Consider the following 18,668-nt stretch of genomic DNA (forward strand, 5'->3'; position numbering starts at 1 on the left):
GCTTCCTTTGTACTCACCCTCTCGGGCTTTCCTCCGGGCAGTTTCCCTTCGGTCTTGCGTTTCCGACTCTATCAGACCGTTTCCCGATCCGATTTTCTCGGTGCTTTCCAGGTTCCCGCTTTCGCGTTTCCCTTTCCGGCGCTTCCGACTCTATCAGATCCTTTCGGGCCTGATTCCCTGTCGGCGGGGCCTTTCGACATTCACTACGTTAACCGAGTCCCCCGACAAACTCATAATCGAGTTCCGCGAGTCCGAATTCAGGCATGCAGGCACGCCGAATTCGACCCCGCCAAGGGGCGATCGTAGGTAGTGGTTTGGCCGCTTCCGGCTGCTGGCGATTGCCGTACCCGGTTCAAGCGGCTCGGGCTACATTACGCAGCTTCCAGGGACGCGTCAACTTGAGCGGCGCCTCGGAACGTGGGCCCTGTAGGGGCTCACCGTCGGGTCGTTGGCGATCCAGAAGCGCCACGGGTGGACGCCCCCGTCACCTGCCACGCCGGTGCGTGGACCGTTGAGTACCTGGTCGGGGGCGACGGCTGCGCCCGTCAGGATCTTCAAGGGGGCGTGCCCCGGGGCGCAGGCGTCCGTGCCGTCAAGATCACGGGCCACGTCCAGGGCCGTGGCAAGGCGGGCAGGCCCTTTGGCCAGTTCCTTGTCATTTCGGGCCGAGAGTCGACGTTTGCGGGCGAGCTCGGCGCCCTCGATGACCTCGCCGGCTCGGAGCAGGACCGCGCTCGCCTTCCCTTCGGGGCCGCAGACCAGGTTCATGCAGAACCACATGCCGTAGGTGAAGTAGACGTATACATGCCCGGGCGGACCGAACATCACGCCGTTTCGGGCCGTGCGGCCGCGATAGGCGTGGGAGCCGGGGTCGTTCGGGCCGTCGTAGGCCTCGACCTCCGTGAGGCGCAGGGCGATCGGACCCTCCGGTGTCGTACGCACGAGGATGCGGCCCAGGAGGTCGGGGGCGACTTCCAGGACGGGGCGGTCGAAGAACTCCCTGGCGAGTGGCGTACGGTCCGGTGGCGCGATCATGGGGCACGAGCCTAGTCCAGACGGGTGGAGACCAAGGGCTGGTCAAGGTTCCCTCTCCTTGCCAGGGTGTGGGGCGGAACCGGCCGTACCCGGATCGCGTTTGTAGGGATCAAGGGTCCACACGTATAGGGAGAGACATGGCGTTCAAGAAGCTGCTCGCGAGCCTGGGGGCCGGCGGAGCTTCGGTCGAGACGGTGCTGACCGAGGTCAACGTCGTTCCGGGCGGCGTCGTCCAGGGTGAGGTGCGGATCCAGGGCGGGTCCGTGAACCAGGACATCGAGGGCCTGTCGGTCGGGCTGCAGGCCAAGGTCGAGGTCGAGAGCGGCGACGAGGAGTACAAGCAGAACATCGAGTTCACCAAGGTGCAGCTCGGTGGCGCCTTCGAGCTGCAGGCCGGGGCCGTGCACGCGGTGCCGTTCGGGCTCGAGATTCCCTGGGAGACGCCGGTCACGATGATCGACGGGCAGGCGCTGCGCGGGATGCACATCGGTGTCACCACGGAGCTGGCGATCGCGCGGGCCATCGACTCCGGTGACCTGGACCCGATCAATGTGCACCCGCTGCCGGCGCAGAAGGCGATCCTGGACGCGTTCATCCAGCTGGGCTTCCGCTTCAAGAACGCGGACATGGAGCGCGGACACATCCGGGGCACGCGGCAGAAGCTGCCGTTCTACCAGGAGATCGAGTTCTTCCCGCCGTCGCAGTACCGCGGGCTGAACCAGGTCGAGTTGAGCTTCGTGGCCGACGAGCACGCCATGGACGTCATCCTGGAGATGGACAAGAAGCCCGGTCTGTTCAGCGAGGGCAGTGACACGTTCCGGTCCTTCCAGGTGGGTCTGCAGGACTTCTACGGGACCGACTGGGCGGCGTACCTCAACCAGTGGCTGTCCGAGGTCGGCAGCAAGCGCAACTGGTTCTAGGCTCGGAACTGCTGATTCCGTCATCGATCAGGAGGTACCGAGGTGACCGAGCTCAAGCGGCGGCCGCTCCCCCATGACTTCCATCCGCCCGTGCCGTCGTTCACGGTGACGAGTGAGGACGTCGAGGAGGGCGCCACGCTCAAGGATGCTCAGGTCTACGCGGGCGGCAACACCTCGCCGCAGCTGCGGTGGGAGGGTTTCCCCGCCGAGACCAAGAGCTTCGCCGTGACCTGCTACGACCCGGATGCCCCCACCGGCAGCGGGTTCTGGCACTGGACCGTCTTCGACATCCCGGCCTCGGTGACCGAGCTGCCGGCCGGTGCGGGCAGCGGCAAGTTCGAGGGGCTCCCCGAGGGTGCCGTGCAGGTGCGCAACGACTACGGGAGCAAGGACTTCGGCGGGGCCGCTCCGCCGCCCGGGGACGGGCCGCACCGGTATGTGTTCACGGTGTACGCCGTGGATCAGGAGAAGTTGGGTCCGGACTCCGATGCCTCTCCCGCCGTCATCGGTTTCAATCTGCGGTTCCACGCGATCGCGCGTGCCCAGCTGATCGGTGAGTACGAGGTGCCCGCCGAAGACTGACGTTCATGGAACGTTTGCCCGCCTCTGGTCTTGGAATTGATCAGGGGCGGGCAGTTTTTATTGCGTTGTCCATCTCGGCGTGCCCGGCCAGAGTTGATCCAAGCCCGCCAGGGGGTGGGCCGACTGCACGGGAGGTGGGCTGGGATGCGGGACACGCTGGTACTGAATGCGAGCTTCGAGCCGCTGTCGACGGTGACGTTGAATCGAGCCGTCGTTCTGGTGCTGCAGGACAAGGCCGTTGTCGAGCAGGCCCACCCCGAACTGCGCATGCGTGGAGCCGCGGTCGACATACCCGTGCCCCGGGTGATCCGGTTGTGCCGGTACGTGAGGGTGCCGTTCCGAAGACAAGCACCGTGGTCGAGGCGGGGTGTGCTGATCAGGGACCGGCACCGGTGCGCGTACTGCGGTCGGCGGGCGACCACCGTGGACCATGTTGTGCCTCGGGCGCAGGGCGGTCAGGACTCGTGGCTGAACACGGTGGCCTCGTGTGCGGAGGACAACCACCGCAAGGCGGACCGGACTCCGGAGCAGGCGGGTATGCCGTTGCTGCGGCAGCCGTTCGAGCCGACGCCGCAGAATGCGATGCTGCTGACGCTGGGGGCCGAGGACTTCGAGGCGCTGCCCGACTGGCTGGCTCAGCCCGCCGCCTAGGCCGTACACGGGACTGGGGCTCACCTCCCGACGGAGGTGAGCCCCAGTGTCGTACAGAGACGTCAGTCGATCGACGGCTTCTCTCGGCGATCCGGGGCCTTCTCCGAGCCTCCGCCGCCTGAGTTGCCGCCGAACGGGCCGAAGTTGCCCATGGCGCCGGAGAGGCCCTTGAGGGCGTCGCCGATTTCGCTGGGGACGATCCAGAGCTTGTTGGCGTCGCCCTCGGCGATCTTCGGGAGCATCTGGAGGTACTGGTAGCTGAGGAGCTTCTGGTCGGGGTCGCCGGCGTGGATGGACTCGAAGACCGTGCGGATCGCCTGGGCTTCGCCCTCGGCGCGCAGGGCGGCGGCCTTGGCCTCACCCTCGGCGCGCAGGATCTGGGACTGCTTCTCACCTTCGGCGGTGAGGATGGCGGCCTGGCGCGTACCTTCGGCGGTGAGGATCGCGGCGCGCTTGTCACGGTCGGCGCGCATCTGCTTCTCCATCGAGTCCTGGATGGAGGTGGGCGGTTCGATGGCCTTGAGCTCGACGCGGTTGACGCGGATGCCCCACTTGCCGGTGGCCTCGTCGAGGACTCCGCGCAGGGCCGCGTTGATCTCCTCGCGGGAGGTCAGGGTCCGCTCGAGGTCCATGCCACCGATGATGTTGCGGAGCGTGGTGACGGTGAGCTGCTCGATCGCCTGGATGTAGCTGGCGACTTCGTAGGTCGCGGCCCGGGCGTCGGTCACCTGGTAATAGATGACCGTGTCGATGTTGACGACCAGGTTGTCCTGGGTGATCACCGGCTGCGGCGGGAACGGTACGACCTGTTCGCGCAGGTCGATGCGGTTGCGGATGGTGTCGATGAACGGGACGACGATGTTGAGGCCCGCGTTCAGCGTCCGCGTGTAGCGGCCGAAGCGCTCCACGATGGCGGCGCTGGCCTGTGGGATGACTTGGATTGTCCTGATCAGGGCGATGAAGACCAACACCACCAGAATGATCAGGACGATGATGACCGGTTCCATCGTCGTTCCCCGTACCCTTCTCCGCCTCGGCGCTTTCGGAAGATCTTATGGTTGTTGAAGATCTTGCTGGTCGAGTCTGACAGACCGTCGCACAACTCGTGGGCTGTTCGCTTCAGTTGAGTCGTACGAGGTCAGATGACGATCGCGGTGGCCCCTTCGATCTCCACGACATCCACTTCCTGCCCCACTTCGTAGGCGCTGTCGGCGTCGAGCGAGCGCGCCGACCAGACCTCGCCGGCCAGCTTGATCCGGCCTCCGGAGCCGTCGACGCGCTCGAGCACGACGGCCTGTTTGCCCTTCAACGCCTCGACTCCCGTGGCGAGTTGGGGGCGTTGCGCGCTGTGCCGGACCGCGATGGGGCGTACCACGGCGATGAGGGCGACCGAGACGACGACGAAGGCGAGTACCTGGGCCACGGCACCGAAGCCCATTCCTGCCATGACGGCGGCGGCGACGGCGCCCACCGCGAGCATGCCGAACTCCGGCATCGCGGTCACCACGAGCGGGATTCCGAGCGCAGCCGCGCCGACGAGCCACCACACCCATGCGTCGATGTCGTTCACATGGTCATGGTAGGACCGCGGGTCCTGCCTCGGACAGGGCGCGATGTGGCTGGGTGGGCTTCTTGCCCGTGTTTTCGCGCGGGCTTCACACAGTCAGGACAGCGGCAGGCCCTGGGCGGTCCAGCGGTCGCCGACCTGTTCGACGACGAGCGGGAGGCCGAAGCAGAGAGAGAGGTTGCGGGAGGTGAGCTCGAGTTCCAGCGGGCCGGCGGCGAGGACCTTGCCCTGACGGATCATCAGGACGTGGGTGAAGCCGGGGGCGATCTCCTCGACATGGTGGGTCACCATGATCATCGAGGGGGCGATCGGGTCGCGGGCGAGGCGGCCGAGGCGGCGGACCAGGTCCTCGCGGCCGCCGAGGTCGAGGCCGGCGGCGGGCTCGTCGAGGAGCAGGAGCTCGGGGTCGGTCATGAGCGCGCGGGCGATGAGGGTGCGCTTGCGCTCGCCCTCGGAGAGGGTGCCGAACTTGCGGTCCACGTACTCGGTCATGCCGAGGCGGTCGAGGAAGGCACGGGCGCGCTGCTCGTCGATGTCCTCGTAGTCCTCGTGCCAGCCGGCGGTCATGCCGTAGGCGGCGGTGAGCACGGTCTGCAGGACGGTCTGGCGCTTGGGGAGCTTGTCTGCCATGGCGATGCCGGCCATGCCGATGCGGGGGCGCAGCTCGAAGACGTCGACCTTGCCGAGGGTCTCGCCGAGGATGGAGGCGGTGCCGTTGCTGGGGAAGAGGTAGCTGGAGGCGACGTTCAGAAGGGTCGTCTTGCCGGCGCCGTTGGGGCCGAGGATGACCCAGCGCTCGCCTTCCTTCACCGACCAGGAGACCTGGTCCACCAGAGCCCGGCCCTCCCGGACCACGGATACGTCCTGAAGCTCCAGAACATCGCTCATGAGCGCGTTGTCTCCCCTTGCAGTGTGACCGGTCTCGGCGTCTCGGCTGTCGCGTGCGCGCTTTCGGGCGCAGCCCTCGATGAAATCTACGCCACCGGCCGCCCGGCCCATTCCATCGGTCCGGTCCTTAGGGTGGAGGCATGCTCTCGGAACCGCGTTCAGGACGCTTTGCCGCTTGGGGAAACGCCCTTTTGGCCGGACTTGTCTCGCCGGACGACGCCGTGCTGGCGATCGTCGGGGACGATGCCGTGCATCGCATGGAGGGGCTGCCCGGTGAGTCGGCGCCCGTCGGGCTCACGCTGGCGCTGGGCCGGCTGAGGGCGCTCGGCGTCACGGGACTGCGGGTCGCGTTGCCCGCGCCGGGGCATCCGCTGGGGCTGAGCGGGCCGCCGGATTTCAATGCGCGGGCGATGGACGCCGAGGAGGCGGTGCTCTGCCATGGCGCCGCGTTCGGGTTGGTGCCGGAGGTGTACGAGGCCGGGCCCGACGGCGATGTGCATGTGGAGGTCGTCTGGCGCTGTCTGCCGGTGCGGGAGGCTCCGCCAGCCGATGTGCCCTCGCTGGGTGAGGCCGAGCGGGAGCTGGCGGAGGCGTTGCGGGAGGCGACGGAGGTGCTGGCGCGGCTGGACGTCGCCGGGTCGGGGCCGGTGGCGGAGGCGGCGATCGATGCGTACCGGGCGCGGGCCGAGCGGGGGCGGGAGGTGCTGGCGCCGGGTTATCCGCCGCGGGCGGTGCGGGTGCTGGAGCTGGCGCAGCGGGTGGGGCTGTTGATTTCCCTTGCTCAGGGCAACGGGCACGGGGGTGCGGTGAGCGCCGGTGAGATGGGGGCGCGGACCGAGGCGCTGCGGCCGGTGGAGCGGACGGCTCGGCGGGCGCAGGTCGCCGCGTACAACTCCGTTGTGGAGGAGCGGGAGCGGGGGGTGCGGTGAGCGTTGGGTTCTTTGGGGCGGGGGGTCTGTGTGGGCGTGTCTGGGGGCTCTGCCCCCAGGCCCCCGTGTCGGCCTGAACGGCCTCGTCCTCAAACGCCGGACGGGCTGAAAGACAAACCCCGGCCGGCGCCGTGAAATACTGACCGGCCTCCCGGGATGCCCGGGAGGCCGGAATCAGTGCATGCGGTGTGGCCTGCGTCAGTGGTTGACGGCCAGGTTGCCGAAGGCGGGGTTCAGCACGCCGACGACGTTCACACTGTTGCCCGAGACGTTCACCGGCACGTGCACCGGGGCCTGGACCACGTTGCCCGAGACGATGCCCGGCGAGCCCACGGCCGTCCCGTCGGCGTGCGCACCGCCGGTGGCGGAGGCCATTCCGGCTCCAGCGGCGAGCAGACCGCCGGCCACCATCGTCACAGCCGCTGCCTTCTTCAGGTTCTTCACTTTCCAAGCCCTCCCTAGCGGTTGCCGCGGCAATCGCCGCAGCACGCACTGAAGAACGGCGGAGATCCACGGAGGATGCGCCATCCGGGGGACATTCCCACGACGGTATGAATCTCAGTCCGGAGCGGAACCCTCCGTATTGCCGTGGCGTCCCGGGGCTCGGCGTGTTTCAGCCGGTCACGCCGTGGCGCACGGCCCACAGCGCCGCCTGGGTGCGGTCCGCCAGGTCGAGCTTCATCAGGATGTTCGAGACATGGGTCTTCACTGTCTTCTCGGACAGGACGAGGGCGCGCGCGATCTCGCGGTTCGAGCGGCCGTCCGCTATCAGGGCCAGCACCTCGCGCTCCCGCTCCGTGAGCGAACCACCGCGCCCCTGGCCCGAGTTGGCCTCCTCCTGGGAGAGCAGGGCGCCCGCGACCTCGGGCTGGAGCAGGATGTGCCCGGCGTGGACGGAGCGGATGGCGCCGGCCAGGGCGTCCGGGTCCACGTCCTTGTAGACGTATCCGGCGGCGCCCGCGCGCAGGGCCGGGACCACCGTCCGCTGTTCGGTGAAGCTGGTGACGATCAGCACGCGCGCCGGATTGTTCAGCTCGCGGAGTCTGCGCAGGGCGTCGACGCCGTCCATGCCGGGCATCTTGACGTCCATCAGCACGACGTCGGGCTGCAGTTCCTCGGCGCGGGCGACCCCTTCGGCGCCGTCGGCCGCCTCGCCCACGACCTCGATGTCGTCCTGCACCTCGAGGAACGTGCGCAGGCCGCGGCGGACCACCTGGTGGTCGTCGACGAGCAGCACCTTGATTGTGTCAGCCACCGGGGACCTCCATCTCGATCGTGGTGCCCTTTCCGGGCGCCGATTCGACGGTCAGCACGCCGCCGACCCCGCTCGCGCGGTCCCGCATGGACACCAGGCCCAGGTGGCGTCCCGCGCGGCGTATCGACTTCGGGTCGAAGCCGCTGCCGTCGTCGGTGACGCGCAGGACCGTCCCGCCGTCGCGGCGGGCCAGGGTCACGTCCACCTGCCGTGCCCCGGAGTGCCGCAGGGCGTTGTGCAGGGCCTCCTGGGCGACGCGCAGGACGGCCTCCTCCTGGGCGGCGGGCAGGGCGCGCACCCCACAGATGCCGAAGGTCACCCGCGCGGTGTGGGCGCGGTCGAGGACCTGGATCTGGGTGCGCAGGGTGGCGACCAGCCCGTCCTCGTCCAGGGCCGCGGGGCGCAGTTCCACGACGGCGGCGCGCAGTTCGTCGGCGGCCTCGGCGGCCAGCGCGGCCACCTGTTGCAGCTCGCCCTTGGCACGCGAGGGGTCGCGGTCGACGAGGGCGGCGGCGGCCTGTGCGGTCAGGCGCAGCGAGAAGAGCTTCTGGCTGACCGCGTCGTGCAGCTCGTGGGCGAGGCGGGAGCGCTCCTCGGCGATGGTCAGCTCGCGGCTGCGCTCGTACAGGCGGGCGTTGGTGAGGGCGATCGCGGCGTGCTGGGCGAGGATGGCGAGGAGTTCCTCGTCCTCCTCGGTGAAGCCGCAGCTGCCTTCCGGCTTCGGGCAGGGGGGGTGTGGGGGGCTTCCCCCCACAGGGCGCAGCTTGTTGGCGAGGAACAGCGCGCCGATGACCTCGTCGCCGTCCCTGATGGGCAGGCCCAGGAAGTCGGACATGTCCGGGTGGGCGGAGGGCCAGCCTTCGAAGCGTGGGTCCTTGCGGACGTCGGCGAGGCGCTCGATCTTCGCTTCCTGCAGCATCGCGGCGAGGATGCCGTGCTGGCGCGGGAGCGGGCCGATGGCCTTCCACTGGGCGTCGCTCACGCCGTCGACGACGAACTGGGCGAAGCCGCCATGGTCGTCGGGGACGCCGAGGGCGGCGTACTGCGCGTCGAGCAGCTCGCGGGCCGAGGCGACGATCGTCTTGAGGACGTCGCGCACCTCGAGATGCCTGCTCATGGCCAGCAGCGCGGAACTCACCGCGGTGAGGCCGGACCGGGGGCCGTGACTCATGCCCTCAAGGTACCGGCGAGGTGTGACAACGCGGATCGGACCTGTGGCGGCGCGGGCTGCGCCGGTGGGCCTAGGGCGGGCGGACTAGGTCCGGGGGCCGGGACGGGCGGCTTAGTCCGAAGGACCCCGGCTGGTTGGGGCCCGCGTCCGAGGCGGGGTGGGCGGCGCGGTTCCTAGGTTGAGGTCACCGCCGAAGGACGGGCGGGTGAGACGAGGGGACGTGTCATGCCGGTAGCGATCATCACAGGGGCTTCGAAGGGGCTGGGGAGGGCGCTGGCCGAGGCACTGGCCGCACGCGGCTGGGATCTGGTGCTCGACGCGAGGACGGAGGGGACTCTCACCGAGGCGGCCGAGGCCGTGTCCGCGTACGGCACACACGTGAGCGCCATGCCCGGCGACGTCACGGACGCCGTTCACCGGGCGGAGCTGGTGGCGGCCGCGGGGAAACTGGGCGGCCTCGATCTGCTGGTGAACAACGCCAGCGCACTGGGCGCCGAGCCGCTCGTACGGCTGGAGCAGCTGCCCCTGGAGGGGTTCAGGCGGGCGCTGGAGGTGAACGTGGTGGCCGCACTGGGCCTGGTCCAGGAGGCGCTGCCGCTGCTTCGGTCGTCCGGGGCCGCCGCGGTGATCGCGGTCAGCTCGGACGCGGCCGCCGAGGCCTATGAGACGTGGGGCGGCTACGGGGCGTCGAAGGCGGCGCTCGACCATCTCGCGGCGGTGCTCGGCGAGGAGGAGCCCGGGTTGCGGGTCTGGGCGGTGGACCCCGGGGACATGGCCACGGACCTGTATACGGCGGCCGTACCGGACGACGGTGATCCCCGGCCGGCACCGGCGACTGTGGTACCGGCGTTCCTGCGGCTGCTGGACGAGCGCCCGGCGAGCGGCCGCTATGCGGCTCCGGCCCTGCTGGAGGGGCAGCGATGACGGTGGCGGTGCAGGTACCGGAGGAGCTGTCGGCCCGGATTCCGGTCGAGCAGCGCGGGGCGGGGCTCGACCGGGATGCCGTACGGCTGCTCGTGTCGCATGGGACCGAGGTGTCGCACCATGCGTTCGTGGAGCTGCCGCGGCTGCTGCGGGCCGGGGATCTGCTCGTGGTGAACACCTCGCCCACGCTGGCCGCCGCCGTGGACGGGTGGGCCGGGCACGCGCGCGTGGTGGTGCACTTCTCCACGCGCGGGGACGACGGGCGGTGGGCGGTCGAGCTGCGGGATCCGGACGGGAAGGGCACCACGCGCGCGCGTGCGGCCGGGCCTGCGGGTCTGGAGGTGCGGCTGCCCGGGGGCGTACGGCTCGTCCTGGAGGAGCCGCTGAGCGCGCGCGGCGACCGGTTGTGGTGGGCGCGTGCGTCAGGGGCCGGGGTCCTCGGGCTGCTGCGGGAGCACGGGCGGCCCATTCGCTACTCCTATACGGAGCGGGATCAGCCGCTGTCCGTGTACCAGACGGTGTTCGCGCTGCCGTCCGCCGACGGGACCGGCAGTGCGGAGATGCCGAGTGCGGCGCGGCCCTTCACGGCGAGGCTGGTGGCGGAGCTGGTGAGCCGGGGTGTGCAGTTCGCACCGGTCACCCTGCACACCGGGGTGGCCTCGGCGGAGACGCACGAGCCGCCGTATGCGGAGCGGTTCTCGGTGCCGGCGGCGTCGGCCCGGCTGATCAATGCCGTACGGGCGGGCGACGGACGCGTGGTCGCGGTCGGGACGACGGCTGTCCGGGCCGTCGAGTCGGCGGCGGGGCCCGACGGCGTCGTACGCGCGCGTGCAGGGTGGACGGATCTGGTTGTCACCCCGGAGCGCGGGGTACGGGTGGTGGACGGGCTGCTGACCGGGCTGCACGAGCCGGAGGCCTCGCATCTGCTGATGCTGGAGGCGATCGCCGGTCGGGCCGCGATCGACCGCAGCTACGAGGAGGCGCTGCGCGGGCTCTACCTGTGGCACGAGTTCGGGGACGTCCACCTCATCCTCCCGTAGGAGGACCCTCACGCAGTGAATCGCTCTAGCAACTCATGGTGAGACTGTTGCGGCGTCGATGTGAGCCCGCGCATAGGGCGCAGATCACGTACGAAGGGCGATAGGAGACAACCCTCCCCTCATGAGCGGGACGAACAGTCCAGTCTGTCCGTTTTTGCCCTTGCCCGATCCACTACCGGGGATCGTACGTCACACCTTTGCCACGACATTTTGCGGCCGCTAAGAATGGCTGTCGTCGCTCAGCGCCGCGGGTTCCCCCCGCGGCGTTTGTGCGGGAAGGACCCGTGTCCCCCGCCTGACAGAGAGCGACCTCCGCGCTATTCGAAGAGGTCCGTCTGCCATGCTCAAGAACACCAACATTCGCCGTCTCAGTCGCTCGCTGACCCGTCACCAGAAGGTCGCGATGGCGGGTGTCGCCACCCTCGGTGCCGCCGCTCTCGCGTTCTCCGCGGTGCCCAGCAACGCCGAGACGACCACGAACGAGGCCACCGTCTCGACGGCCAAGGTGGAGTACGGCTCCGACCAGATCAAGGACGTCAAGGCCAGCGTCACCGACCAGCTCGCCGGTGCCAGCCTGAAGGCCCAGGACATCAAGGCCAAGGCCGAGGCCAAGCAGAAGGCCGCCGCCGCGGCTGCCGCGAAGAAGGCCGCCGCGAAGAGGGCCGCCGCCGCGGCCGCGGCCAAGAAGGCCGCCGCCGCGCGCAAGGCGAAGGAGGCCGCGAGCCGGTCCGCCCACCGTGCCGCGATCAAGCCGGTCACCAAGACCTACGCGAACAACCTCGACGGCTGGATCAGGAACGCGCTCGACATCATGCAGGCCAAGGGCATACCGGGCAGCTACAACGGCCTGTACCGCAACATCATGCGGGAGTCCTCGGGCAACCCGATGGCCATCAACGACTGGGACATCAACGCCATCAACGGCATCCCGTCGAAGGGCCTGCTGCAGGTCATCCCGCCGACCTTCAACGCTTACCACGTGAACGGCACGTCGTGGAACATCTACGACCCGGTCGCCAACATCACCGCCGCCGCCAACTACGCGGCCGACAAGTACGGCTCGATCGACAACGTCAACAGCGCGTACTGAGGTCGGCGCGGACCTCTTCACGTGAACGAAGGGCGGCACCCCCGAGGGGTGCCGCCCTTCGCGTCGTACGAAAACGCCGTACGAGAGCGTCGTAGGACCGCGGCTACTTGCGCATGACCTCCGGCTCGTGGCGGCGCAGGAAGCGGGCCACGAAGAACGCGCAGATCACACCGAGCGCGATCAGGGCGATCATGTCCATGCTCCAGGCGCCCACGGTGTGCTCCCACAGGGGGTCGTTGGGCTTGCCCTTGCCGGGCGGGCTGATCCGGTTGAAGTCGAGCGTGGCGCCCGCGGCGGCGACGGCCCAGCGCGAGGGCATCAGGTACGAGAACTGGTTGACGCCGATCGCGCCGTTCAGCGCGAAGAGGCAGCCGGTGAAGACGACCTGGACGATCGCGAACATGACCAGCAGCGGCATGGTCTTCTCGGAGGTCTTCACCAGTGCGGAGATGATCAGGCCGAACATCATCGAGGTGAAGCCCAGGGCCATGACCGGGATGGTGAGCTCGAGCAGCGGCAGATTCTTGAGGACCAGGCCCTCCGTCGGGATCTTCCGGCTGGCGAAGCCGATCATGCCGACCATCAGACCCTGCAGGACCGTGATGAAGCCGAGCACGAAGACCTTGGACATCAGGTACGCGGAGCGGGACAGGCCGGTGGCGCGCTCCCGCTCGTAGATGACCCGTTCCTTGATCAGCTCACGGACGGAGTTGGCGGCGCCGGCGAAGCAGGCGCCGACCGCGAGGATCAGCAGGACGGTGGTGGCCGTGCCGTTCGGGACCGGCTGCTGGGTCGTCGGGTTGATCTCCGTGTTGACCAGCAGGTCCTTGCCCGAGTCGATGAGCAGGCTCACCGAGCCGAGGACGAGCGGCAGGATCACCGTCAGGGCGAGGAAGCCCTTGTCGGAGGCGATGACCGAGACATAACGGCGCACCAGGGTGCCGAACTGGCTCATCCAGCCCTGCGGCTTCGGCGGCTTCATCGCCTGCATCGGAGGCATCTGTACGGACTGTGGCGCAACGGCGTCGATGTCCGCGGCGTACATCTGGTAGTGCTGTGAGCCCTTCCAGCGTCCGGCCCAGTCGTAGTCGCGGTAGTTCTCGAAGGCGGAGAAGACGTCGGCCCAGGTGTCGTAGCCGAAGAAGTTCAGCGCCTCCTCCGGCGGTCCGAAGTACGCGACCGCGCCGCCCGGGGCCATCACCAGGAGCTTGTCGCACAGCGCCAGCTCGGCCACGGAGTGGGTGACCACGAGGACCGTACGGCCGTCGTCGGCGAGGCCGCGCAGCAGCTGCATGACGTCGCGGTCCATGCCCGGGTCGAGACCCGAGGTGGGCTCGTCGAGGAAGATCAGCGAGGGCTTGGTGAGCAGCTCCAGGGCCACCGAGACGCGCTTGCGCTGGCCGCCGGAGAGGGAGGTGACCTTCTTCTCCTTGTGGATGTCCAGCTTCAGCTCGCGCAGCACCTCGTCTATGCGGGCCTCGCGCTCGGCGCCGGTGGTGTCGGCGGGGAAGCGGAGCTTGGCCGCGTACTTGAGGGCCTTCTTGACGGTCAGTTCCTTGTGCAGGATGTCGTCCTGCGGGACCAGACCGATGCGCTGGCGCAGCTCGGCGAACTGCTTGTACAGGTTCCGGTTGTCGTAGAGGACGTCGCCCTGGTTGGCCGGGCGGTAGCCGGTGAGCGCCTTGAGCAGGGTCGACTTGCCCGAGCCGGACGGGCCGATGACCGCGATCAGGGACTTCTCCGGGACGCCGAAGGAGACGTCCTTGAGGATCTGCTTGCCGCCGTCGACCGTGACGGTCAGGTGGCGGGCCGAGAAGGACACCTCACCGGTGTCGACGAACTCCTCGAGGTGGTCGCCGACGATCCGGAAGGTGGAGTGGCCGACGCCGACGATGTCGGTCGGGCCGAGCAGCGCCGAGCCGCCCTTGGGGATCGGCTGGCCGTTGACGTAGGTGCCGTTGTGCGAGCCGAGGTCGCGGATCTCCATGCGGCCGTCGGGCGTCGAGTGGAACTCGGCGTGGTGCCGGGAGACCTGGAGGTCGGAGACGACCAGCTCGTTCTCCAGGGCACGGCCGATGCGCATCACGCGGCCGATGGAGAACTGGTGGAACGTGGTGGGGCTGCGGTCGCCGTAGACCGGCGGCGCCCCCGCGCCGGCACCGGGGCCCTGCTGCTGCGGAATCGGCGCGGCGGCCTGCTGCGGCTGCTGCCAGCCGGGCTGCGGGGCCTGGTGCTGCGGCGGTGTCTGCTGCTGCGGTGCCTGCTGGGCCCAGCCGGGGCCCGCGCCCTGGGCGGCGTACGGCTGCTGCTGGGGCTGGGCGACGGCGGCCGCCGCGCCGGTGACGTTGACCAGCGGGCCGTCGGTCGCGTTGCCGAGGTGCACCGCGGAGCCGGGCCCGATCTCCATGTGATGGATCCGCTGCCCCTGCACGAACGTGCCGTTGGTGGAGCCCTGGTCCTCGATGACCCAACTGCGGCCGCCCCAGCGGATCGTGGCATGACGCCAGGACACTCTGGCGTCGTCGAGCACGATGTCCCCCTGCGGATCACGTCCGAGGGTGTACGGCCTGGACGGGTCGAGCGTCCAGGTACGTCCATTCAATTCCAGTACGAGTTCCGGCACTCCATGCCCCACTGAGTAGTCCCCCGAGTTACCCCCAACACAGGGAGTCTAGGGATGTCGAACATCGTCGGGAACTATTTCAGGCTCGCCCCCCTGACCGAAAGTCGGGCCTTGTGAACCATCACGCGCATACGCATCAGCCGGTTCCGTTGACGGGGTTGAAAACGGCCCGGAGAGTGGTAATCCACGCGAGGGGGACATGCGCGGCCGCCGTGCCGCAATGCGGATCGGGGGGTCTGCCATGAGCGCGTCCATGGGCACGTCGTCGAGCGTCGAGTCCGCCGGGAGCGGCACAAGGGTGCCGTGGGGAGATGTCCTGCTGTCCGCGATCGCCTCTGTGAGCTGGGCGTTGATCGGGATGGCGGGTACGGCGGCGCTCGGCCTGCATCTGCTGGAGGCGGACGCGTCGGGCTCGCTCGGGCCGATGACCGCGGCCGTGGTGGCACTTGGGGCGGGTGGTTCGGTGACGCCGTCCGGCGACGTGTCCGCGTTCGGCCTGAAGGGCGCGCAGGCGCATACGGCCGTCACGATCACGCCATTGGGGGTGAGCCTGGTCGGGGCGCTCCTGCTCTCGTGGTTCTTCCTACGGTCCCTGCGGGCGGCGGGAGTTGTGATCGCGCCGGCCGAACTCCTCGCGCGCGCGGGCACGGTGGTGGCGCTGTTCGTGGCGACGCTGGGCGGGCTGGCCTGGGCGGGGCACGACGTCATCACCATCGACGGCGGTTCGCTGGGACTCGACAAGCTGCCCGGCGGAGGCGGCGGGGACGGGGGCGGCGTCAACATCCCGGGTCTCGGCGACATCGGGGACATCGGCGGGCTGCTCCCGGACAACATCGGCAACCTCATCCACGCAAAGGCGGCGGTCGGTTTCACCGTCGACACCGCGCCCACGCTACTGGGCGGCCTCGGCTGGTCGGCCGGCATCCTGCTGATCGCCCTGCTGGCCTCGCGCCGCACTCCCCTGCCGCGTGGCTGGGAGGCCGTGCACCGGGTCGTACGGCCGGCGGCGTCGGCGATCGTCACGGTGATGCTGATGGCGGTGGCGGCGAGCCTCGCGGCGGGGGCGTACGCGGCGATCGGTGACGACCATCCGAAGCGGATCTTCGGCGCCGCGCTGCTGGGCGCGCCCAACGGCACCTGGCTGGGCATCCCCATCGGCCTGTTCGTGCCGTTCGACGGCAGGGCGACCGGCGTACTGACCAAGTTCCTGCCGGATCCGCTGGACAACCTGCTCACCGCGAAGACCGACCGGTCGGTGACGCTGGGGCGGCTGGCCGACCTGGACGGGCGGGTGTGGCTGCTGGGGGTGGCGGCGGCCGTGATGATGCTGCTCGCGGGGGTGCTGGCCGCGGTGCGGACGCCGGTGGGGGCGGGGGCTTCACCGGCTTCCGGTTCCTCGGGTGTACGAGGTCCGGGCGCCCTCGCCTTCGCCGGGCGGTGCGCGGTGCGGCTGGGGATCGTCACGGCGCTGACGCTGCCGCTGCTCGCGTGGCTCACGGAGGTGTCGGTGGATGCCTCGCTGTCGGTGCTGGGCTTCGATGCGTTCGGCGCCGGGATCGAGCTGCACGGGCACCTCGGCATCGCGCTGCTGCTGGGCGCCCTGTGGGGTGCGGGAGCGGGGGGTGCCGGGGCGTTGCTGGCGTGGGCGAGCGGCGCGGCGGGGCGGCGGGCGGCGCCGTTGGCGCTGAGCGACGGGGGCGCGGGGGCGCCGGCCGGGGACGCCGGGTATCCGCAGTACGTGCGCGAAGCCGGGGGCTCGTCGGGGCCGTACACGCCCAGTACGCCGTACCGGGCGCCGAACCCCACCACCAATCCGTATCTGCAGCTGCCGGAGGGGCTGCGGGAGCCTGAGGACGCGCGACCGCCGGACCGGCAGGGGCCGCCGGGTGCCCCCGGCCGTGGACGGCCGCCCGCCGGCTCGCCGCCACCCGGTCGTGGCAACAGCGACGTGTACGGCGCACCGACGGTGGCGCGTCCGATGGACGGCCTCCCGCCCCGCCCCCGCCGCGGGAACCGGCCGAACCCCCGCCCGAACGAGGGCCCGCCCCCGCCCCAGCCGCCGCCCCCTCCGGGTCGGCCGAAGGGCGACGCCTGAGGCACACGTCGGCCGCCGTGGAACGGGGCAGTCCGGCGCGCGTGTGCCGCTCGGGGGACAGGGGTCGCCGACCAGGCGGCGGAGCGGGATACACCGCTCCCGACGCGACCGGGCCGTCCGGCACGACGCGCCGCAAGCGGCACTCGCCGGGACCCGGCGCGGCGGCTGCGGCCGGTACCACCAGGTGGCCTACGCGTCAGCCGCCTACCGGCCGATTGGACGCTGAGCCGGACGCATCGCCATCCGGCGGTACCGGGCTGTCCGCCGTACGTATGCCGCGCTGAGCCGTCCGCCGGGATTCGCCGCGGCCGGGCCGAGGGGGCCGCCCGGGACGAGAGGGCCGCCGGAACGAGGAGCCGTGCCCGAGACGAGGAGGCCGCCGGAACGAGGAGCCGTGCCCGAGACGAGAGGGCCGCCGGAACGAGGAGCCGTGCCCGAGACGAGGAGGCCGCCGGAACGAGGAGCCGTGCCCGGGACGAGGGGCCCGCCGGGGGCGTCTCAGCCCAGTGGTCCGGCCGTAAGGCCTTCGACATCTGCTCGACACCCAGTGTTCCGTGTCCGGCAGGCGGACCGCGGCGGCGGGCGGCACTGGGTGCCGGATACGGTGGGTACACCATGAGCGCATCGCAGACCTCGACCTCTGACGTCCCCACCCTCCTCGTCAAGATCTTCGGCAAGGACCGGCCGGGCATCACGGCCGGCCTGTTCGACACCCTCGCCGCCTACTCCGTCGACGTGGTCGACATCGAGCAGGTCGTCACCCGTGGCCGGCTCACGCTGTGCGCGCTCGTGACCCCGCCGCCCCACGGGCTGGAAGGGGATCTGCGGGCCACCGTCCACAGCTGGGCGGAGTCGATGAAGATGCAGGCCGAGATCATCTCCGGGCGGGGCGACAACCGCCCGCGCGGCCTCGGACGCTCACTGGTCACGGTTCTCGGTCACCCGCTCACTGCGGAGGCGACCGCCCGGATCGCCGCCAAGATCGCCTCCGCCGGAGGCAACATCGACCGCATCTTCCGCCTCGCCAAGTACCCGGTCACCGCCGTCGAGTTCGCGGTGTCCGGCGTCGAGACCGAGCCGCTGCGCACCGCCCTGGTGACGGACGCCGCGGCACTGGGTGTCGATGTGGCGGTCGTCGCGGCGGGCCTGCACCGGCGGGCTCAGCGACTGGTCGTCATGGACGTCGACTCGACGCTCATCCAGGACGAGGTGATCGAACTCTTCGCGGCGCACGCCGGCTGCGAGGACAAGGTCGCCGAGGTCACCGCCGCCGCGATGCGCGGAGAGCTGGACTTCGAGCAGTCGCTGCACGCGCGCGTGGCGCTCCTGGAGGGGCTCGACGCGTCCGTGGTGGACAAGGTGCGCAGCGAGGTGCGGCTGACGCCGGGGGCGCGGACCCTGATCCGTACGCTCAAGCGGCTCGGCTACCAAGTGGGCGTGGTCTCCGGAGGGTTCACCCAGGTCACGGATGATCTCAAGGAGCGGCTGGGGCTCGACTTCGCGCAGGCCAACACCCTGGAGATCGTCGGCGGCAGGCTCACCGGCAGGGTCACCGGCGAGATCGTCGACCGCGCGGGCAAGGCGCGGCTGCTGCGCCGGTTCGCCGCGGAGGCGGGCGTACCGCTCGCCCAGACCGTGGCGATCGGCGACGGCGCCAACGACCTGGACATGCTCAACGCGGCGGGTCTCGGTGTCGCCTTCAACGCCAAGCCCGTCGTACGGGAGGCCGCGCACACCGCGGTGAACGTGCCCTTCCTGGACACGGTCCTGTATCTGCTGGGCGTCACCCGCGAAGAGGTCGAGGCCGCGGACACGCACGACGAGGAGTAGTCGCCCCCATCGGCACGTCGAGGGGCCCGGCACCATGGTGGTGCCGGGCCCCTCGGTCGTGGTGTCGC

General features: G+C 70.1%; 17 protein-coding genes. 9 read left to right on the forward strand and 8 right to left on the reverse strand.

The genetic code is table 11. The features are described 5' to 3' along the window. Positions 1-393: 393 nt before the first annotated feature. A complete protein-coding gene (locus ACWC1K_RS33765) occupies positions 394-1,035 on the reverse strand; it encodes a DNA-3-methyladenine glycosylase (RefSeq protein WP_450836739.1) in 642 nt (213 codons plus the stop codon). A gap of 137 nt (positions 1,036-1,172) precedes the next feature. On the opposite strand from ACWC1K_RS33765, the gene ACWC1K_RS33770 reads away from it, so the two are divergent. The 3 genes from ACWC1K_RS33770 (at position 1,173) to ACWC1K_RS33780 (ending at position 3,188) form a co-directional block, all read left to right on the forward strand. Then, the gene (locus ACWC1K_RS33770; RefSeq protein WP_450836740.1) at positions 1,173-1,955 is read left to right on the forward strand and encodes a sporulation protein; all 783 of its coding nucleotides are present in this window, start codon (positions 1,173-1,175) and stop codon (positions 1,953-1,955) included. Positions 1,956-1,997: 42 nt separating this feature from the next. Beyond that, positions 1,998-2,537, forward strand: a complete 540-nt coding sequence (locus ACWC1K_RS33775) for a YbhB/YbcL family Raf kinase inhibitor-like protein (protein WP_115908979.1) — start codon at positions 1,998-2,000, stop codon at positions 2,535-2,537. Between the two features lie 144 nt (positions 2,538-2,681). Next, positions 2,682-3,188, forward strand: coding sequence for an HNH endonuclease (locus ACWC1K_RS33780; protein WP_450836741.1), 507 nt, complete (start codon positions 2,682-2,684; stop codon positions 3,186-3,188). Positions 3,189-3,250: 62 nt separating this feature from the next. On the opposite strand, the gene ACWC1K_RS33785 is transcribed toward ACWC1K_RS33780, so the two are convergent. From ACWC1K_RS33785 to ACWC1K_RS33795, 3 genes are all read right to left on the reverse strand, one after another. After that, positions 3,251-4,195, reverse strand: a complete 945-nt coding sequence (locus ACWC1K_RS33785; RefSeq protein WP_450836742.1) for an SPFH domain-containing protein — start codon at positions 4,193-4,195, stop codon at positions 3,251-3,253. A gap of 131 nt (positions 4,196-4,326) precedes the next feature. After that, on the reverse strand, positions 4,327-4,758 hold the full coding sequence (locus ACWC1K_RS33790; protein WP_450836743.1) for an NfeD family protein: 432 nt from the start codon (positions 4,756-4,758) through the stop codon (positions 4,327-4,329). A gap of 93 nt (positions 4,759-4,851) precedes the next feature. Continuing rightward, positions 4,852-5,643 carry an ABC transporter ATP-binding protein gene (locus ACWC1K_RS33795; protein ID WP_389082847.1) on the reverse strand — a complete coding sequence of 264 codons (792 nt, stop codon included), beginning with the start codon at positions 5,641-5,643 and terminating at the stop codon, positions 4,852-4,854. A gap of 140 nt (positions 5,644-5,783) precedes the next feature. On the opposite strand from ACWC1K_RS33795, the gene ACWC1K_RS33800 reads away from it, so the two are divergent. Beyond that, complete coding sequence (locus ACWC1K_RS33800) at positions 5,784-6,572, forward strand: hypothetical protein (protein WP_450836744.1); 789 nt, start codon at positions 5,784-5,786, stop codon at positions 6,570-6,572. A gap of 198 nt (positions 6,573-6,770) precedes the next feature. On the opposite strand, the gene ACWC1K_RS33805 is transcribed toward ACWC1K_RS33800, so the two are convergent. From ACWC1K_RS33805 to ACWC1K_RS33815, 3 genes are all read right to left on the reverse strand, one after another. Beyond that, a complete protein-coding gene (locus ACWC1K_RS33805) occupies positions 6,771-7,016 on the reverse strand; it encodes a chaplin (RefSeq protein WP_450836745.1) in 246 nt (81 codons plus the stop codon). 169 nt (positions 7,017-7,185) lie between these two features. Continuing rightward, positions 7,186-7,827, reverse strand: coding sequence for a response regulator (locus ACWC1K_RS33810; RefSeq protein ID WP_450836746.1), 642 nt, complete (start codon positions 7,825-7,827; stop codon positions 7,186-7,188). Continuing rightward, positions 7,820-8,998 (reverse strand): GAF domain-containing sensor histidine kinase, encoded by a 1,179-nt coding sequence (locus ACWC1K_RS33815; RefSeq protein WP_450836747.1) that lies wholly within the window; start codon positions 8,996-8,998, stop codon positions 7,820-7,822. Before ACWC1K_RS33815 ends, ACWC1K_RS33810 begins: the two co-directional genes overlap by 8 nt. 225 nt (positions 8,999-9,223) lie before the next feature. Here ACWC1K_RS33815 and ACWC1K_RS33820 point away from each other — a divergent pair, with 225 nt between their 5' ends. From ACWC1K_RS33820 to ACWC1K_RS33830, 3 genes are all read left to right on the forward strand, one after another. After that, positions 9,224-9,922, forward strand: a complete 699-nt coding sequence (locus ACWC1K_RS33820) for an SDR family NAD(P)-dependent oxidoreductase (protein WP_450836748.1) — start codon at positions 9,224-9,226, stop codon at positions 9,920-9,922. Continuing rightward, the gene (locus ACWC1K_RS33825) at positions 9,919-10,962 is read left to right on the forward strand and encodes an S-adenosylmethionine:tRNA ribosyltransferase-isomerase (protein ID WP_450836749.1); all 1,044 of its coding nucleotides are present in this window, start codon (positions 9,919-9,921) and stop codon (positions 10,960-10,962) included. The genes ACWC1K_RS33820 and ACWC1K_RS33825 overlap by 4 nt, the downstream gene beginning before the upstream one ends. A gap of 340 nt (positions 10,963-11,302) precedes the next feature. Next, the gene (locus ACWC1K_RS33830) at positions 11,303-12,052 is read left to right on the forward strand and encodes a transglycosylase SLT domain-containing protein (protein ID WP_450836750.1); all 750 of its coding nucleotides are present in this window, start codon (positions 11,303-11,305) and stop codon (positions 12,050-12,052) included. 103 nt (positions 12,053-12,155) lie between these two features. Here the strand turns inward: ACWC1K_RS33830 and ACWC1K_RS33835 are convergent, their stop codons facing one another. Beyond that, positions 12,156-14,675 (reverse strand): FHA domain-containing protein, encoded by a 2,520-nt coding sequence (locus ACWC1K_RS33835; protein WP_450836751.1) that lies wholly within the window; start codon positions 14,673-14,675, stop codon positions 12,156-12,158. A gap of 241 nt (positions 14,676-14,916) precedes the next feature. On the opposite strand from ACWC1K_RS33835, the gene ACWC1K_RS33840 reads away from it, so the two are divergent. Further along, a complete protein-coding gene (locus ACWC1K_RS33840) occupies positions 14,917-16,770 on the forward strand; it encodes a streptophobe family protein (protein WP_450836752.1) in 1,854 nt (617 codons plus the stop codon). A 615-nt stretch (positions 16,771-17,385) separates the two neighbouring features. Beyond that, the gene (serB, locus tag ACWC1K_RS33845) at positions 17,386-18,600 is read left to right on the forward strand and encodes a phosphoserine phosphatase SerB (protein ID WP_450836753.1); all 1,215 of its coding nucleotides are present in this window, start codon (positions 17,386-17,388) and stop codon (positions 18,598-18,600) included. Positions 18,601-18,668 lie beyond the last annotated feature (68 nt).

It is taken from the genome of Streptomyces sp. NPDC001492 (genome assembly GCF_053597275.1).